This window comes from Streptomyces sp. SD15, from assembly GCF_054462255.1.
In genome coordinates, this window is sequence record NZ_JBTLMO010000041.1 from 24,459 (window position 1) to 39,591 (window position 15,133).

The 15,133-nt window shown below is 71.6% G+C and carries 16 protein-coding genes and 2 pseudogenes; 10 read left to right on the forward strand and 8 right to left on the reverse strand.

Annotated elements, in window-relative coordinates; translation table 11 throughout:
- Nucleotides 1-26: 26 nt before the first annotated feature.
- Nucleotides 27-845, forward strand: coding sequence for an acyltransferase (locus ACX28W_RS31995; protein ID WP_459003384.1), 819 nt, complete (start codon nt 27-29; stop codon nt 843-845).
- Nucleotides 846-866: 21 nt separating this feature from the next.
- Here ACX28W_RS31995 and ACX28W_RS32000 read toward each other — a convergent pair whose 3' ends face one another.
- Nucleotides 867-1,724, reverse strand: coding sequence for an EamA family transporter (locus tag ACX28W_RS32000; protein ID WP_459003386.1), 858 nt, complete (start codon nt 1,722-1,724; stop codon nt 867-869).
- A gap of 93 nt (nt 1,725-1,817) precedes the next feature.
- On the opposite strand from ACX28W_RS32000, the gene ACX28W_RS32005 reads away from it, so the two are divergent.
- Complete coding sequence (locus ACX28W_RS32005) at nt 1,818-2,390, forward strand: helix-turn-helix domain-containing protein (protein ID WP_459003387.1); 573 nt, start codon at nt 1,818-1,820, stop codon at nt 2,388-2,390.
- A gap of 43 nt (nt 2,391-2,433) precedes the next feature.
- The gene (locus ACX28W_RS32010) at nt 2,434-2,991 is read left to right on the forward strand and encodes a YbaK/EbsC family protein (RefSeq protein WP_459003389.1); all 558 of its coding nucleotides are present in this window, start codon (nt 2,434-2,436) and stop codon (nt 2,989-2,991) included.
- Between the two features lie 4 nt (nt 2,992-2,995).
- On the opposite strand, the gene ACX28W_RS32015 is transcribed toward ACX28W_RS32010, so the two are convergent.
- Entirely contained in the window at nt 2,996-4,051 is a 1,056-nt protein-coding gene (locus tag ACX28W_RS32015) for a cation diffusion facilitator family transporter (protein WP_459003390.1), read from the reverse strand.
- A 61-nt stretch (nt 4,052-4,112) separates the two neighbouring features.
- Between ACX28W_RS32015 and ACX28W_RS32020 the strand changes: the two genes are divergently transcribed.
- Nucleotides 4,113-4,472 (forward strand): ArsR/SmtB family transcription factor, encoded by a 360-nt coding sequence (locus tag ACX28W_RS32020; protein ID WP_459003392.1) that lies wholly within the window; start codon nt 4,113-4,115, stop codon nt 4,470-4,472.
- A 3-nt stretch (nt 4,473-4,475) separates the two neighbouring features.
- On the opposite strand, the gene ppk2 is transcribed toward ACX28W_RS32020, so the two are convergent.
- Nucleotides 4,476-5,360 (reverse strand): polyphosphate kinase 2, encoded by an 885-nt coding sequence (gene ppk2 / locus ACX28W_RS32025; protein WP_459003463.1) that lies wholly within the window; start codon nt 5,358-5,360, stop codon nt 4,476-4,478.
- Nucleotides 5,361-5,833: 473 nt separating this feature from the next.
- Between ppk2 and ACX28W_RS32030 the strand changes: the two are divergent.
- Nucleotides 5,834-5,974: pseudogene (locus ACX28W_RS32030) on the forward strand (alpha/beta fold hydrolase); the annotation flags it as partial.
- Between the two features lie 146 nt (nt 5,975-6,120).
- Here ACX28W_RS32030 and ACX28W_RS32035 read toward each other — a convergent pair.
- Nucleotides 6,121-6,561, reverse strand: a complete 441-nt coding sequence (locus ACX28W_RS32035) for a GNAT family N-acetyltransferase (protein WP_459003394.1) — start codon at nt 6,559-6,561, stop codon at nt 6,121-6,123.
- Between the two features lie 47 nt (nt 6,562-6,608).
- Here ACX28W_RS32035 and fecE point away from each other — a divergent pair.
- A pseudogene (gene fecE, locus ACX28W_RS32040) lies at nt 6,609-6,695 on the forward strand (Fe(3+) dicitrate ABC transporter ATP-binding protein FecE); the annotation flags it as partial.
- A 160-nt stretch (nt 6,696-6,855) separates the two neighbouring features.
- On the opposite strand, the gene ACX28W_RS32045 reads toward fecE, so the two are convergent.
- On the reverse strand, nt 6,856-7,263 hold the full coding sequence (locus ACX28W_RS32045; RefSeq protein ID WP_459003396.1) for a CoA-binding protein: 408 nt from the start codon (nt 7,261-7,263) through the stop codon (nt 6,856-6,858).
- Nucleotides 7,264-7,408: 145 nt separating this feature from the next.
- Between ACX28W_RS32045 and ACX28W_RS32050 the strand changes: the two genes are divergently transcribed.
- The gene (locus ACX28W_RS32050; RefSeq protein ID WP_459003397.1) at nt 7,409-7,927 is read left to right on the forward strand and encodes a MarR family winged helix-turn-helix transcriptional regulator; all 519 of its coding nucleotides are present in this window, start codon (nt 7,409-7,411) and stop codon (nt 7,925-7,927) included.
- A gap of 105 nt (nt 7,928-8,032) precedes the next feature.
- Here ACX28W_RS32050 and ACX28W_RS32055 read toward each other — a convergent pair whose 3' ends face one another.
- The gene (locus tag ACX28W_RS32055) at nt 8,033-8,713 is read right to left on the reverse strand and encodes a response regulator (RefSeq protein WP_459003399.1); all 681 of its coding nucleotides are present in this window, start codon (nt 8,711-8,713) and stop codon (nt 8,033-8,035) included.
- A 226-nt stretch (nt 8,714-8,939) separates the two neighbouring features.
- Here ACX28W_RS32055 and ACX28W_RS32060 point away from each other — a divergent pair, with 226 nt between their 5' ends.
- Nucleotides 8,940-9,620: a hypothetical protein gene (locus ACX28W_RS32060; protein WP_459003400.1), complete on the forward strand. Its 681-nt coding sequence runs from the start codon at nt 8,940-8,942 to the stop codon at nt 9,618-9,620.
- Nucleotides 9,617-10,180 (forward strand): SixA phosphatase family protein, encoded by a 564-nt coding sequence (locus tag ACX28W_RS32065; RefSeq protein ID WP_459003402.1) that lies wholly within the window; start codon nt 9,617-9,619, stop codon nt 10,178-10,180. The genes ACX28W_RS32060 and ACX28W_RS32065 overlap by 4 nt, the downstream gene beginning before the upstream one ends.
- Nucleotides 10,181-10,184: 4 nt before the next feature.
- On the opposite strand, the gene ACX28W_RS32070 is transcribed toward ACX28W_RS32065, so the two are convergent.
- Nucleotides 10,185-12,176 carry an APC family permease gene (locus tag ACX28W_RS32070; RefSeq protein ID WP_459003403.1) on the reverse strand — a complete coding sequence of 664 codons (1,992 nt, stop codon included), beginning with the start codon at nt 12,174-12,176 and terminating at the stop codon, nt 10,185-10,187.
- 497 nt (nt 12,177-12,673) lie between these two features.
- Here ACX28W_RS32070 and ACX28W_RS32075 point away from each other — a divergent pair, with 497 nt between their 5' ends.
- Nucleotides 12,674-13,300: a YigZ family protein gene (locus ACX28W_RS32075; protein ID WP_459003405.1), complete on the forward strand. Its 627-nt coding sequence runs from the start codon at nt 12,674-12,676 to the stop codon at nt 13,298-13,300.
- Between the two features lie 283 nt (nt 13,301-13,583).
- On the opposite strand, the gene ACX28W_RS32080 is transcribed toward ACX28W_RS32075, so the two are convergent.
- Nucleotides 13,584-15,035, reverse strand: a complete 1,452-nt coding sequence (locus tag ACX28W_RS32080; protein ID WP_459003406.1) for a PucR family transcriptional regulator — start codon at nt 15,033-15,035, stop codon at nt 13,584-13,586.
- Nucleotides 15,036-15,133 lie beyond the last annotated feature (98 nt).

The window sequence follows — 15,133 nt, forward strand, 5'->3', positions numbered from 1 at the left end:
CCCGTCACCCTGAGTACCGTGAGCGGGTGCCCAGGAGCAGGAACACGTTCTCGTCATGGCGTCGCCGCCTCGCGCAGCGCGCCGTCCACGCGGGCTGGGCCTGGGTGCAGCGCACGGGTTCCGTCACCGCAGAGCGGCCGGGGCGTCTCCGCTTCGGCGCGATGGGAACAGGTACCCGACTCGCCTTCCCGCTCGGCACCGTCTTCGGCGAACCCTGGATCCACCTCGGCGCCCACTGCATCGTCGGCGAGCAGGTCACCCTGACCGCCGGTCTGATGCCCGACCTCGACCTCGGCTCCGACCCGATCCTGCGCATCGGCGACGGTGTCGTGCTCGGCCGCGGCAGCCATGTCATCGCCGACACGACGGTCACCATCGGCAGCGACTGCTACTTCGGCCCGTATGTGTACGTGACCTCCACCAACCACTCGTACGACGATCCGCACGTGCCCATCGGGAAGCAGTGGCCGCGGATGGAACCGGTGGAGATCGGGCCGGGCTGCTGGGTCGGGACCGGGGCGGTGATCCTGCCGGGGGCGCGGATCGGGCGGAACGTCGTGGTGGCGGCCGGTGCGGCGGTACGCGGTGTGGTGCCGGACCACTCGGTGGTGGCGGGCGCTCCGGCGCGGGTCGTGCGGCGCTGGGACGCGGTGGACGGCTGGCAGCCGCCGCTGCGGACTCCGGCACCGGTACCGATTCCGGACGGGGTGACACCGGAGCAGTTGCTGGCGCTGTCGGAGCTGGACGAGGAGTCCGCGGCCCGGCTCGCGGAGCTGGACCTCGACGCCGAGGTCACCTCCGGCGACGTGCGGGCGAAACCCGGGGATGTACGTGCCGAGTCCTGAGGCGGCCGCCGGACCCGGCGCTCAGCCCGTGGCCAGCAGTACCGTGCCGAGGAGCGCCAGGCCCGCGCCCGCCGCCTGGACTCCGCGCAGCCGTTCGCCGAGGATGCCGCGCGCGGCCACGGCCGTGACGACGGGATAGAGCGAGGCGAGGACGGCGGCCACGGTGACCGGGCCGTGCTGGGCGGCGATGGAGTACGTGCCGTTGGCCCCGACATCGGCGAGGCCGACGAAGGCGAGCGCGGGGAGGGAATTCCACGGGAAACCCTCCGGGGGAAGGGCCGGCGCGCCGCGCTTCACCGAGATGCAGAGGGCCGCTCCGCCCGCCGCCACATTGGTCACGCGCTGCACGAAGAGTGCGAGGAACAGGCCGGTGAGGTTGGTCGAGGCCTCCGCGATCAGCGACATCACCGCGCCGAAGCCGAACGCGGCGACCAGGGTGAGCAGGACGGCCTGGCGCTGCACGGGGGCGCCTTTGAGCTGCGGACCCCCTGCGAGCAGGACGCCGACGACGGCGACCGCGATGCCCGCGAACTGCAACAGCCCCGGACGCTCACCCAGGACGAGCCCCACCGCGACCGGGACGGCCACGCCCACGGAGCCGAGCGGCGAGACGACGCCCATCGGGCCGAGGGCCAGCGCCTTGTAGAAGGCGAGCATGGCGACCGGGCCGACCAGGCCCGCGGCCACCGCGAACCACAGCTGCGGACCGGCCTCGCTCCAGCCGCCGGTGGCGACCACGATCACGCCGAGGACGGTCGCCGCGATCGTCTGCGAGGCGACGACGACCGTGAGGGCGGGGGTCCGTCGGGCCAGCAGCCCTCCGCCGAAGTCGGCCAGGCCCCACAGGAGGCTCGTGGCCAGGGCGAAGAGTGCTGTCATGACGCGCCTCGCAGTACAGTTCGGTGAACGATGGGGTGCACCACACCATAGTTCACTTTATTGAACTCTGTCATTTAGAATATTGGACGGAACGTGTCGGATCTCGACCTGCTGACCCAGTCCTTGGCTCGCAACGTCAAGCGCTGGCGCACCGAGCGCGGCTTCACCCTGGACGCGCTCGCCGCCCGCGCCGCGGTCAGCCGCGGCATGCTCATCCAGATCGAGCAGGCCAGGACCAACCCCAGCCTCGGCACCGTCGTCAAGATCGGCGACGCGCTCGGCGTCAGCATCACGACCCTCCTCGACTACGAGCAGGGCCCCAAGGTCCGCATCGTCCCGGCCGAGCAGGCGGTGCGGCTGTGGCACACGGACGCGGGCAGCTACAACCGGCTGCTGGCGGGCACCGAGGCGCCGGGGCCGCTGGAGATGTGGGACTGGCGGCTCATGCCCGGCGAGGGCAGCGCCTCGGACCCGCACCCCGTCGGCACGGTCGAACTCGTCCATGTCACGGTGGGCGAACTGACCCTCACCGTCGACGGCGTGGAGCACCGCGTACCGGCGGGCGCGAGCGCCTCCTTCGAGGCCAATACGGCCCACACGTACGGCAATGACGGCGACGTGCCGGTGGAAATGATCATGACCGTGTCCGTCCCGCCGGTGCACTGAGACCCCGGGCCGGGCGCGGCGGCACGGCTGTTAGCGTGCGGTCATGCGCGCACCCATCGGACACTTCGACCACGCCACGCCCGCCCCCGACTGCCTGGACGAGCTCGTCCGCCCGGTCGCCGACGCCGTACGTCACTGGCACGGCACCGTCCCCGCCGACCAGATCGTCCACGTCGACACGGAGCCCGAGTGGGCCGACACCGCGGTCTTCGTCGAGCACTACGGCCAGGAACTGCTCGACCAGTCCGCCAACTGCGTGGTCGTCGCGGGCAAGCGCGGCGGTGAGACCACGCTCGCCGCGTGCGTCGTCCTGTCCACCACCCGGGTCGACGTCAACGGCGTTGTGCGCCGCCAACTCGGCGCCCGCAAGGCCTCGTTCGCGGCGATGGACACGGCGACCGGCGAGACCGGCATGGAGTACGGCGGCATCACGCCGATCGGACTGCCGGGCGACTGGCCGGTGTTGGTGGACTCGGCGGTCGTCGACCTGCCGTATGTACTGGTGGGCAGCGGTCGGCGGCGCGGGAAGCTGCTGGTGCCGGGGAAGGCCTTCGCCGAGCTGCCGAACGCGGTGGTGCTGGAGGGTCTGGGCGTCGCGTGACGGCTCACGGCAGTGCGTGATGGGCCAGTGCCAGGTGCGGGTCCGTCTCGCCCGGCGCCGGGGCCGGGTCGGCGTGCACCAGGGCCGCGGTGAGCTTCGGTACGGCGTGCAACAGGGCGTGTTCGGCCTCGACGGCGATGTGGTGGGCCTGCCGCACGCTCGCCTCGCCGTCGACCACGACTGCCACCTCGGCGCGCAGCCGGTGCCCGATCCAGCGCAGCCGCAGCTCACTCACCCCGCGCACGCCCGGCACCGCCCGCAGCGCCCGCTCGGCCAGGTCCACCAACTCCGGATCGACGGCGTCCATCACGCGCCGGAACACCTCGCGGGCGGCATCGCGCAGCACCAGCAGGATCGCGGCCGTGATCGCCAACCCCACGAGTGGGTCCGCGAGTTGCCACCCGAGCGCCGCTCCGCCCGCGCCCACCAGCACGGCCAGTGAGGTGAATCCGTCGGTACGCGCGTGCAGGCCGTCCGCGACGAGCGCGGCGGAGCCGATCTCGCGGCCGACCCGGATGCGGTGACGGGCGACCCACTCGTTGCCGAGGAATCCGATGAGCGCCGCCGCGGCGACGACCGGGATATGTCGCATCGGACGCGGGTCGATCAGCCGCTCCACCGCCGTCCAGGCCGCAAAGGCCCCGGACGCGGCGATCGTCAGCACGATCACGATGCCCGCGAGGTCCTCCGCCCGGCCGTAGCCGTAGGTGAAGCGCCGGGTCGCCGCGCGGCGGCCCAGTACGAAGGCGACGGCGAGCGGTACGGCGGTGAGGGCGTCGGCCGCGTTGTGCACCGTGTCGCCGAGCAGCGCGACCGACCCCGAGAGCACGACGACGACCGCCTGCGCCAGGGCCGTCGCGCCGAGCACGACGAGGGAGATCCACAGGGCACGCATACCGCGGGCCGACGACTCCAGCGCGGAGTCGAGCTGGTCGGCGGTCTCGTGGGAGTGGGGGGCGAGGAGGTGGCGCAGGCGACTCACGAGGGGGCGCGGGTGGGGGTGAGGATGGTGATGGGCGTGCCCGTGAGAGTGCTCGTGACGGTGCTGGTGCTCGCTCACATCGGTCCCCTTCCGGGTGCGGGAGTGGACGCGTCGGCATCCCTGACGCCATTATGTGCGTATGAGCGCACGCATGCACCTGTCACCTGCGCATGATGCGCACCCGCGTACCCCCGGCGAGGAGCAGTTCGCGCTCGCCGCCGAACTCCTCGCCCTGCTCGGTGACCGCACGCGCCTCGCCCTGCTGCACACCCTGAGCGGGGGAGAGGCCGATGTCTCGACGCTCACCGAGGAGTGCGGCGCGGCCCGGCCCGCCGTCAGCCAGCACCTGGCGAGGCTCCGGCTGGCCGGCCTGGTGACCACCCGCAAGGAGGGCCGCCGTGTGATCTACTCCCTCCGCGACGGCCATCTGCGCCGGGTCGTGGACGAGGCGCTCAGCCTGGCGGACCACCGCCTCACGGACCGGCCCGCGCACGACTGAGACTCAGTGGGCCGTGTCGTCCTCGCCCGCCTCCAGCAGGGTCGCCGCCGCGCCCACGATGCTCGGGTCGGGGCTTCCGACGACCTCGTGGTCCTTGTCGGCGTAGTCGAAGCGGGCCAGGACGCTGCGCATGGCCTCGACGCGGGCCCGCTTCTTGTCGTTGCTCTTCACCACGGTCCAAGGCGCCTGCGTGGTGTCCGTCTCGCGGAACATGGCGACCTTGGCGGCGGTGTAGTCGTCCCAGCGGTCCAGCGAGGCCAGGTCCATGGGGGACAGCTTCCACTGTCGTACGGGATCGACCTGGCGGATGGTGAAACGGGTGCGCTGCTCGCCCTGCGACACCGAGAACCAGAACTTGATCAGGTCCACTCCGTCGTCGACGAGCATCCGCTCGAAGGCGGGTGCCTGCCGAATGAAGCGCAGGTACTCGTCGTCCGAGCAGAAGCCCATCACACGCTCGACGCCCGCGCGGTTGTACCAGGAACGGTCGAACATCACGATCTCGCCGGCGGTCGGCAGATGCTCGACATACCGCTGGAAGTACCACTGCCCGCGCTCGCGCTCGGTCGGCTTCTCCAGGGCCACCACCCGCGCGCCGCGCGGATTGAGGTGCTCGGTGAACCGTTTTATCGTGCCGCCCTTGCCGGCCGCGTCCCGCCCTTCGAAGACGATGACCAGGCGCCGCCCGCTCTCCTTGATCCAGCTCTGCAGCTTCAGCAGTTCGATCTGCTGGAGCCGCTTGTGCCACTCGTACTCCTTGCGCTCCATGCGCTGCTCATACGGGTAGTTCTCCCGCCAGGTCTCCACCGGGCTGCCGTCCGGCCGGATCAGCACGGGCTCGTCCTGGTCGCTGTAGTCGACCCGCATACCTGTCAGCAGTTCCGTCATCCGGCCCACCCCTTCTTCCGTCTTCTCCCGTGACACTCGTGTCAGTGGAACCGGGGCACGATCAGATACATGCCGTACGCCACCACGCCCGCGCAGGCGGGGAAGCAGAGCCCGGCCTGGGCGAATCCCAGGGCGTTTCCGCCGTCGGCGCCCCCGTCGCCCTCGCGCGGCCTCGACGTGGGCGAGCCCCAGCGCGCCGAGGGCGAAGACGATGACTACTTCGACAGTAACTCCGGTACTCACCGCGGCGACCTCGCCGACCAGTGCGGCGGCGGGCAGAGTGACCAGCCACACGATCACCAGCCGGTCCGCTGCGCCCCGGCGCACCTCGGCCAGTCGCCTGATGTGGTCCATCCGCTGAGGGAAGCAATCGGAGGCGTACGCCGGGCGAACCGGAGGCAACGTGCGCGCGCTGGAGTAAAGGTGAACACATGTTTGCCGAGGTGTCCGGCCGGGCCGTCCCCGCCCGCGTGGTCCCGGCCGACCCGGCGACGTACCGCTGCGACCGGCAGGTCGAGGATGTCGAGGCCCTCCGCGCTCACCTCGGGCTGGAACGCGTCGATCTCCGCGCCCACTCGGCCGGCGGCGATCTCGCCCTGCTCCACGCTTGTCGCTGCCGCCGTCGTGGAGTTGTTCCGCCGGGCCGAGCTGACCGTTCAGCCGGAGGCCGGTCACTTCCCGTGGCTCGGCGACCCCCGACGGTTCACGGAAACGGTGGTGGCGTTCCTCGACCGCGAGCGGTGATGCGGTCGCGTCGGGCTCAGGCCAGCCGCAGGTCGATCCAGTGGACGCTGTCGCCCGGCAGCAGGTAGCGCTCCGTTTCGACGAAACCGCGGCGCAGGGCGAAGCGGAGACCGTCCTCGTTGGACGCCAGTACGACCGTCTCGATCACGTCGGCGCCCAGCGCTCGTGCCTGCTTCAGCCCGCGCTCGTAGAGTTCCCCGCCGAACCCCTGACCTCGGTGGTCGGGCAGCACTCGGGCGATCACCGTGGCTGTGGAGGTGCCCTCCTTGGGCGGTCGCACGGTCGTACAGCCCACCAGGACGTCGCCGAGGTGGGCGACCTCGAGATGGTTGCGCCCGGCGCGTTCTCGAACCTCGTCGAGAGACAGGGCGGCGGGAGGGACGATCACGTTGTGGACGTACCGCCAGTCCTCGAGAGTGGCCTCGTCGTCCGGCATCTTGAAATCAAGGGTGGACACCGGAGCAGCAAACCCGGGCGCGTCGCCGGGCGTCAACCGGGTTCCGGCTCTACGCCGTGGACGCCGACATCCTCCGCGCCCCCGGCGACGGCTCCCCGGTCGTCGTGCCGCGTGCTCGGCCCGCGACGATCTAGGGGGTGTCGTTCGGATCACCCCGGGTCCGCGACGCCTGGCACGGCACCTCGCCGCGTTGTCGCCTCACCCGAGTACGCCCAGTACGCGGGTCATGCTCCGCCTTGCGATGCGCCGCACCAGGCGCCGCGGCCTGATCCGAGGTGATCCCAACGACACCCCCTAACGCAGGGACCCGATCTCGATCGCCGGGCAGCGGTCCATGACCATGTCCAGTCCGGCGGCGCGGGTCCGCTCGTAGGCGGCTTCGTCGATGACGCCGAGCTGGAACCAGACGGCCTTGGCGCCGATGGTGACGGCCTCGTCGGCGACGGGACCCGCCAGTTCGCTGTTGAGGAAGATGTCGACGACATCGACGTCGAACGGGATCGTGTCGAGGGAGGGATACCCCTTCTCGCCATGGACGGTCTCGGCCTTCGGATGCACCGGGACGATGCGCTTGCCGAAGCGCTGCAGGACGTCGGCGACTCTGTATGCGGCACGTTGTTGGTTCGACGAGAGGCCGACGATCGCCCAGGTGTCACCGAGCTCGGTCAGGATCTTGCGGGTCGTTGCCGGGGCGCCGTACACGGGCGGTCTCCTAGGTCGGCTGGATGCTCAGCCGGGAAACAGCGTCCGGCACACGGTGATTCCCCGTGGGCGGGGAAGCGGGGAGGTCAAACAATCTTGCGCCCCGCATTGCTTGACTTAGGCAAGTAGATGGTAAAATCTCCCCATGTCCACACCACCGCCAACAGCAGCCGCCCTCGCGTCGACGGACGTGGCCGAGATCGAGCGCGCACTCACCCGCATCTCGTATCTGACCAGCAGGGTTCGTCAGCACGAACGCCTTATGGCGCTGGCCGGACTCCCGCTGGACCGAGCCGCCGTGGCGCTGTTGCGGCAGGTCGCCGATACCGGCTCGCTGCGCCCCAGTGAGCTGGCGAACCTGCTGTCGGTCGAGGCGTCCCACGTGACCCGGCAGGTGCAGCAGTTGGAGAAGGCCGGCTATCTGACGCGCGTCCCGGACCCCGACGACCGCCGCGCCCAGCGCATCGAGCTCACGCCGACCGGCCAGGACGCGGTCGACCGTACCCGCGAGGCGAGCCGCCGAGGCATGTTGGTGGCACTGGCGGACTGGTCCCCGGAAGACCTGCGGCAGCTCGCCACGCTGTGCCATCGGCTGGCCGACGACTTCTTCGACCACGCCGAGGACGACATCGACGCCGTGCGCGCCTTCTCGCCCGAGGCCTGATGCCACGTACCCGGCGGTACGGGGCGACTGCCGGCGCTTCCGCCGTATTCGGGCGGGCAGCCGGCCGCCAGGGTGCCGCCGCCCGGGAGCAGCGGGACCGACCGGTCATCGCGGGGGCCGAAGGATCTGCACGAGGCCCGTTTGGTAGGCGATGACGACGAGTTGGGCGCGGTCGCGGGCCCTGAGTTTGGTCATGGCGCGGTGGATGTGGGTGCGGACGGTCAGTGGGCTGACGCAGAGCTTCTCGGCGATCTCGGCGTTCGACTTTCCCTCGGCCGCCAATGCCGTCACCTCTCGCTCCCGGGCGGTCAGAGCGGCCAGGTGTTCGGGGAGCGCCAGCCGTGCGCTGGGCGCGGGCGTGGCGAGGAAGCGGGTGGCCAGGGTGTGCGCGGCGCGGGGCGACAGGAGGGCGTCGCCGGCGGCCACGGTCCGGATGCCGTCCAGGAGTACGTCCGCGGTGACCTCCTTGCCGAGGAAGCCACTGGCCCCCGCGCGCAGGGACCGGGCCACGTCCTCGTCGGTCTCGAACGTGGTGAGGATGAGGACGCGGGTGGTGGACAGGCCGGGGTCGGCGCGGATGGTGGCGGTGGCGGTGAGTCCGTCGGCGCCGGGCATCCGGATGTCCATGAGGACGATGTCGGGATGGTGCGTGCGCGCGAGGTCGACGGCCTCCTCGCCGTCGGAGGCCTCGTCGACCACTTCCATGTCGGAGCAGGAGTCGATCAGGATGCGGAACGTCGCCCGCAGGAGGGCTTGGCCGTCGGCGAGCAGGACACGGATGGTCATCGGGAGCGGTCCTCTTCGGGGCCGGGGGAGCGGGGCATTGTTCGCTCTGTTCTTCGAGGTCAACGGGGTGTCGACCGCCGAGATCAACGATCCCGTCCGCCGCCCGCCGCCACGAGGGAGCGCCCTCCCGAACCCCTGGTGAAGCGGGCTGCACCACAGGGGCGGACATGTCCGGAATAGGTCCCACCTCCCTGCGCTCGGCCCTCCGCACGCCTACGCTCACCCCGTGCTGCGTATCACCGACGCCCGAACGGGCGAGCCCATCGAAGCCGTCCGTGCCCGCCGTGGTCTGACCCGCGTCGAGGCGCACGTGGAGCGGGACGATCTGTCCGCACTGCGGGTGCTGCTGGTCGCCGACGTGCTCGCCAGGGCACTGGAAATCGGCGGGACCCCCGTCGTCACGGTGGCCGACCCACCCGCGGGGCTCCGGGCGCGCGCGGCCGAGCTCGGCATCCGCCCGGCCGAGGGCGACCGGAGCGGTGCGGGCCCGGCCCTTCATGTGCTCACGTCGGGAGAGGCGGCCGCGGAGGGCGTCCGGGTCGAGGTCGCCCGGGTGAGCGGCGTGGCCGACCCGTCGCTGCTGCGGATGGTCCTGCTCGCGACCCCGCGCCAGGAGGCCGTCGACCTCGCCGTCGCCGACCTCGACGGCGCCCGGCAGACGCTCGCCCGCTGGCGCAAGGCCGTGGCCTCCTGGGCCACCCGGCCGTCCAAGCCCGTGCCCGAGGGCGTACGACAGGAACTGCGCGCCGCATGGGAGGACGACCTCGACGTGCCCGCCGTACTCGAGGTGCTGCGGCGCGTCGAAAGCGCGGAGGACGTGCCGGACGGCGCCCGCTTCGAGACGTACGCCTACGCGGACCGTCTCCTCGGGCTCGAACTCACCCGCGACATCGGCGCGGCGCTGTGATCGCGCGCGCCGGAGCCGGTCAGCGCGCCGAAACCGGTCCGCTGCGCAGACTCGTCGTCCTGCGGCACGCCAAGTCCGCCTGGCCCGCGGGCGTCGCCGACCACGAACGGCCCCTCGCCCCGCGCGGCCTCCGTGACGCCCCGGCCGCCGGGCGCGCCCTGGCCGAGGCCGACTGCCTGCCGGACCTGGCCCTGTGCTCCACCGCCGTACGCGCCCGCCAGACCTGGGAGTTGGCGTCGCGGCAGTGGGGCACCCCGCCGCCGGTACGACTGGATCGGCGGCTGTACGGGGCCGACGTACCGGAGTTGCTGGCGGCCGTGCGTGAAGTCCCCGACGGGATCCGGACGTTGCTGCTGGTCGGGCACAACCCGGGGCTGGAGGACCTCGTGCTGGAACTCGCCGGCGAAAGCCTCGATGACGCGCTGGACGTCGTACGGACGAAGTTCCCGACCTCCGCCATCGCGCTCCTCGACTTGCAAGGCGGCTCCTGGGACGAACTGGCCCCGGGCACGGCACTGCTGACGGGTGTGACCGTGCCGCGGGGCAAGAAGAAGTCCTGAGGCCTCAGCCCACGTGGATGCGCGGCCGTCGTTCCGGGTCGGGTTCGGCGCGGCGCAGGACCTCGCGGGTGACCGGTGCGACCTCGCCGTCGCCGAAGACGAGGAAACGGACGAGGTGGCTCAGCGGGTTGCCCTCGGTCCAGTTGAAGTAGGCGTGCGGGACCTGGCCGGTGCGGTCGCGCAGCTGCATCATGACGGCCGCGATGGTATTGGGCACGGTCGCGCCCTCGACGCGCAGCCTGCGCACCCCGTGCTTCTCCTCGCCGTGCACGGTCAGGTCGGCGGTGAAGTCCGAGGAGTCCGTCACGAAGACCTCCAGGAACAGCACGGGGCGGCCGTCCGGGATGTGGGTCTGCTCGCGCTGGCTGTACTCCTTGGCGCGGTACTCCCGGGTGCTGTGCTCGTGCGGCTCGTTCGCTATCAGCCGCAGCGGTCCGCCGGCCGCGGCCTCGTCGACGAAACGGGCCGCCGCCTCGTCCAAGGTGACGTCTGCGGCGCGCAGTTCGAAGGCGCGGCGCACGCGGGACGCGAGCGAGGTGAGCAGGATGGCCAGAATGAAGATCAGCGCGATCTTGATGCCGTCGGGGCGCTCGATGACGTTGGTGACCAGGGTGTAGCCGAAGACCGTGGTGATCGCGCCGAAGCCGATCGCGGCGGCGCGGTGGCCCCGCTGGTGCACCGCCACCGTCGAGGCGAAGGAGGCGGAGAGCATCAGGACCAGCACACCGGTCGCGTACGCCCCGCTCTGGGCGTCGACGTCCGCCTGGAACCACAGCGTGATGAAGACGGCCGCCGCCATGAAGACGAGCACCAGGGGCCGTACGGCGCGCGTCCACTCGGGGGCCATGCCGTAGCGCGGCAGATAGCGGGGGACGAGGTTGAGGAGGCCGGCGAGCGCGGAGGCGCCGGCGAACCAGAGGATCGCGATGGTCGAGATGTCGTAGACCGTGCCGAAGGCCTCGCCCAGGTGCTCGTGCGCGAGGTACGCCAGCGCGCGGCCGTTCGCCGAGCCGCCGCTCTCGAACTCGTCCTGCGGGATCAGGATCGTCGTCGCGAGGCTGGACAGCAGCAGGAAGCAGCTCATGATCACGGCGGCGGTGGTGAGCAGCTTGCGGGTGTCGCGGATCCGGCCCGTCGGCTTCTCGTACGTGTCCGTCGCGTCGCCCTTGACCTGCGGCATCACCGCCACACCGGTCTCGAAGCCGGACATGCCGAGCGCCAGCTTGGGGAAGACGAGGAGCGCGACGCCGACCATCGCGAGCGGCGAGGAATGCTCCGCCGTCATCGCGTCGGTCCAGTTGCCGATCCTGACCGGGTGGCTCAGCACCTCCCAGGCGGAGACGGTGAGAACGACGACATTGAGTGTGAGATACGTCGCCACGAGCGCCACGGCGATGCCGATGGCCTCCTTGAAGCCCTTCAGGAAGACCGCGCCCAGCGCGGCGACCAGGAGGAGGGTGATCCAGGTGTTCCCGCCGTGCATCCAGTGCGGAGCGAAAGGATTCTCCACGACGTGCGCGGAGGCGTCCGCCGCCGACAGAGTGATCGTGATCATGAAGTCGGTGGCCGCGAAGCCGAGCAGCACCAGAACGAAGACCTTCCCCGCCCACCAGGGCAGCAGCCGCTCCAGCATCGCGATCGAGCCCTCGCCGTGCGGGCTCTCCTTGGCGACCCGGCGGTAGACCGGCAGCGCGCCGAGCAGGGTCAGCGCGATCAGGACGAGCGTTGCGAGCGGCGACAGCAGTCCGGCCGCGAGGGCGGCGATGCCCGGCTGGTAGCCGAGCGTGGAGAAGTAGTCCACGCCGGTCAGGCACATGACCCGCCACCACTTGTGGCCCCGGTGCTCCGCGTCCGGGGTGGCGTGCGGACCCGGGTGCCGGGCCGACCGCTCGCTGAGGCCCTCCAAAAGCCATGCCCGCCAACGGGGAGTGGGGCTGGAGGGCGCCGGATCGAGAGGATCGGCCGAGTCCGTGGTGTCCACCTGGATGCCGGTCATGCTGCGATCTCCCTGCGATCGGTCGGGCCGGCGTTCCGGCGTCGGGCAACGATCAGCGAGTATCCACCACATCGCCCCACGCACCCGCGCCGGGGGCGATCGCGCGGAGCGGCTCCACCTCGACCGGGGGTGCCGCACGGGTTCGCCGCGCCATGGCCGGAGTCGTCGAACGGGATCGCTGTGCCGGGTGCGGGTCGTCATGGGGAGATCTGCCTGCCGCGGGGGTGGTCGTACGGGGAGGCCGCGCGTCGACCGGGGTGGCCGCGCGGGGATTCCGGTGCCGGGTCGGGCCGTCCGTCGTGGGGGGATCTGCCCGCCACGACCGGGCCGTCGCGCTGCCTGCGGGGGGCCGATGCACGGAGATCCCCCGCCCCTGCCTCTGACCGCACGCGCGCGCGTGCAGGGCGGCGGGGTCCGTGGTGCTGCACGCGCGCGCGTGCAGGGCGGCGGGGGGTCCGTGGTGCTGCAGGCCCGCGTGCAGCGCATACGCTGGCGTGATGCAGGACGAGTACCGCACAGTGGCCCGCGCGGGCGTGCACGAGACCGAGGTCAACCGCTCCCGCTTCCTGTGCGCCCTCGCCCCGGCGGCCACCGAACAGGAGGCCCAGGACTTCATCGCGGGCATCCGCAAGGAACACGCGGACGCCACGCACAACTGCTACGCCTACGTCATCGGAGCCGACGCCGCCGTCCAGAAGGCGAGCGACGACGGCGAACCGGGCGGCACCGCCGGCGTCCCCATGCTCCAGATGCTGCTGCGCCGCGACATGCGGTACGTCGTCGCCGTCGTCACCCGCTACTACGGCGGCGTCAAGCTCGGCGCGGGCGGACTGATCAGGGCGTACGGCGGATCGGTGGGCGAGGCGCTGGACACGCTCGGCACGCTGACGCGCAAGCGTTTCCGGCTGGCCACGGTCACCGTGGACCATCAGCGCGCGGGCAAGGTCCAGAACGATCTGCGCTCCACCGGGCGCGAGGTGCGTGACGTGCGGTACGGCGAGGCCGTCACGATCGAGATCGGGCTGCCGGACGCCGACGTGGAGCCCTTCCGTGCGTGGCTCGCCGATATAACGGCGGGGACGGCCGGGTTCGAACTGGGCGGAGAGGCGTACGGGGACGCATAGGCGGGCCACCACGCCATCCCGCCCGATCCGCGAGAACCGAGCGATCGCCGTGGAAGACCTGGTAGCCGCCCGTGATGTCCTCCGACCCGCCCTTCACGCAGACAAGAAGTAGGAAACCGCCACCGGCTTCCGGCAGCGGGCCCACGCCTTCTTCACCCAGGCCGGGATCACTCTCGAGCGGGTGCTGACCGTGCAGGTGGCACGACCCCACCAGGTGTTATCCCCGGCACGCCCCGCCGTGGCCGCCGCCCCCTCCTCGCTCCCGGCCTGCCACGAGCCGTACTCAGTCGGTGAGGCCCAGAGCCCCAGCTGCCTGGATCGCCAGCCAGACCTCGGCCAGGGCCCCCGTCGACGTCAGGTCACGGTGGGCGAGAGCGCCGAAGCGGCGCAGCCGGTAGGCGAGGGTGTTCGGGTGGATGTGGAGCGCCGCCGCGGCCGTCTCGGTACGGCGGTCGCGCTCCATCCAGGTGCGGACGGAGACCAGCAACTGCGAGTCGTGCGCCTCGTCGTAGCGCAGGACCTCGCCGAGCACGTGCTCGACCAGTGCGGTCAGGACAGCGGGGTCGTCGGGCAGCCACCGGCCCGTCGAGTCGTCGCCGTACCGGACGACGGGGCGGCCCGACTCCACGGCCTTGGAGACCGCCCAGAGCGCCTCGCGCTGGGCGACCTTCAGTGCGGCGCCCGGCAAAAAGGGGCGGCTCATCCCGGCTGCCACGACCGGCAGCTCACCGACGGCCACCGCCAGCTCCGGCGCCCCCAGGACGTAGCGGTCCTCGCCCCGGGTGAGCAGCAGATGGGGATGGTCCTCCAGACAGAGCAGCAGCGCCTCGTCGGTGGTGTGGCGCACCACGAGGAGCACGGTGTCGCCCTCGATCGCGTGCCGGGCGAGCCGACGGCGCGCCGCCTCCGGGTCGAGCACCTCCTGCAGCAGCTCGGCCAGCGTCTCCGCGCCCTCGCGGCGCAGCGTCTCGCGCTCGTTGCGCACCATCGCCAGCCGCAGCGCCGCCACGGTGGCAATGTGCTGGACGACGGCGAGTCCCGCGGGCTGGGCGCCCTGACGCTCGTACGCGACGAGAAAGCCCGCCGGGCCGCCGGGTGCGGGCACCGGAAGGACGAATCCGCCGGGGACCGTCGGTGGAGCGTCGACGGAAGCGGGCAGGACAGCGGGATCCGGCGTGGGAACGCCGGGCAGGAGCGGGCGGCCCTGCGGCGTGCAAAGGTAGACGTCGTAACCCGACAGGCCTTCGAGACGGCGCAGAAGTGTCGGCGTGTCGAGGTCCTCGGAGACCAGCCAGCGCAGTGAGCCGAAGACCTGGAGCTGCGCGCCCAGCCGGTGCCGGGCGTCCTCCTGGACCGAGGCCGCGACTTCCTGGGCGACAGCGATGAACGGGACGGCGAGTGGGACCTCGAGGACCGGGAAGCCGCGCTCCTCCGCCTCCCGGAAGAACGCGTCGTGGAGTGGGGGCATGTGCAGTTGTGCGGAGAGCGCGAGAGCGGATACCCCGGCGTCGTCCAGCCGCTCCAGATAGGCGCGCTGTCCGGCCGCGCCACGGGGGATCGCCAGGCCCGTCGTCATGATCACCTCGGCGCCCAGGAGCCAGGGCGTCGGGTCGGTGAGCTCGCTGGCGTGCGCCCAGGACACGGACCGGCCCAGACCGCCGCTGCCGGCCTTCACGGAGAGCTGGAGTGCGGGGAAGGAGAGCAGATCCTCGACGGTGAGTTTGTTGCTGGCCACAGAAGAAAGCGTACGGCTTTGTGACGGACACAATTGTGGCTGGTCATCCCAGGGCCACACACTGTGGGATCGTCCCCCATGCATGAACGGAAGGTGGA

What these genes read in the sequence shown, in the direction of transcription:
- ACX28W_RS32010 (WP_459003389.1), top strand. Translation starts at nt 2,434, where the DNA reads ATGCGCGCACCCATCGGACACTTCGACCACGCCACGCCCGCCCCCGAC.
- ppk2 (WP_459003463.1), bottom strand. Translation starts at nt 5,360, where the DNA reads ATGACGGAACTGCTGACAGGTATGCGGGTCGACTACAGCGACCAGGAC.
- ACX28W_RS32020 (WP_459003392.1), top strand. Translation starts at nt 4,113, where the DNA reads ATGAGCGCACGCATGCACCTGTCACCTGCGCATGATGCGCACCCGCGT.
- ACX28W_RS32070 (WP_459003403.1), bottom strand. Translation starts at nt 12,176, where the DNA reads ATGACCGGCATCCAGGTGGACACCACGGACTCGGCCGATCCTCTCGAT.
- ACX28W_RS32050 (WP_459003397.1), top strand. Translation starts at nt 7,409, where the DNA reads ATGTCCACACCACCGCCAACAGCAGCCGCCCTCGCGTCGACGGACGTG.
- ACX28W_RS32075 (WP_459003405.1), top strand. Translation starts at nt 12,674, where the DNA reads ATGCAGGACGAGTACCGCACAGTGGCCCGCGCGGGCGTGCACGAGACC.
- ACX28W_RS32055 (WP_459003399.1), bottom strand. Translation starts at nt 8,713, where the DNA reads ATGACCATCCGTGTCCTGCTCGCCGACGGCCAAGCCCTCCTGCGGGCG.
- ACX28W_RS32000 (WP_459003386.1), bottom strand. Translation starts at nt 1,724, where the DNA reads ATGACAGCACTCTTCGCCCTGGCCACGAGCCTCCTGTGGGGCCTGGCC.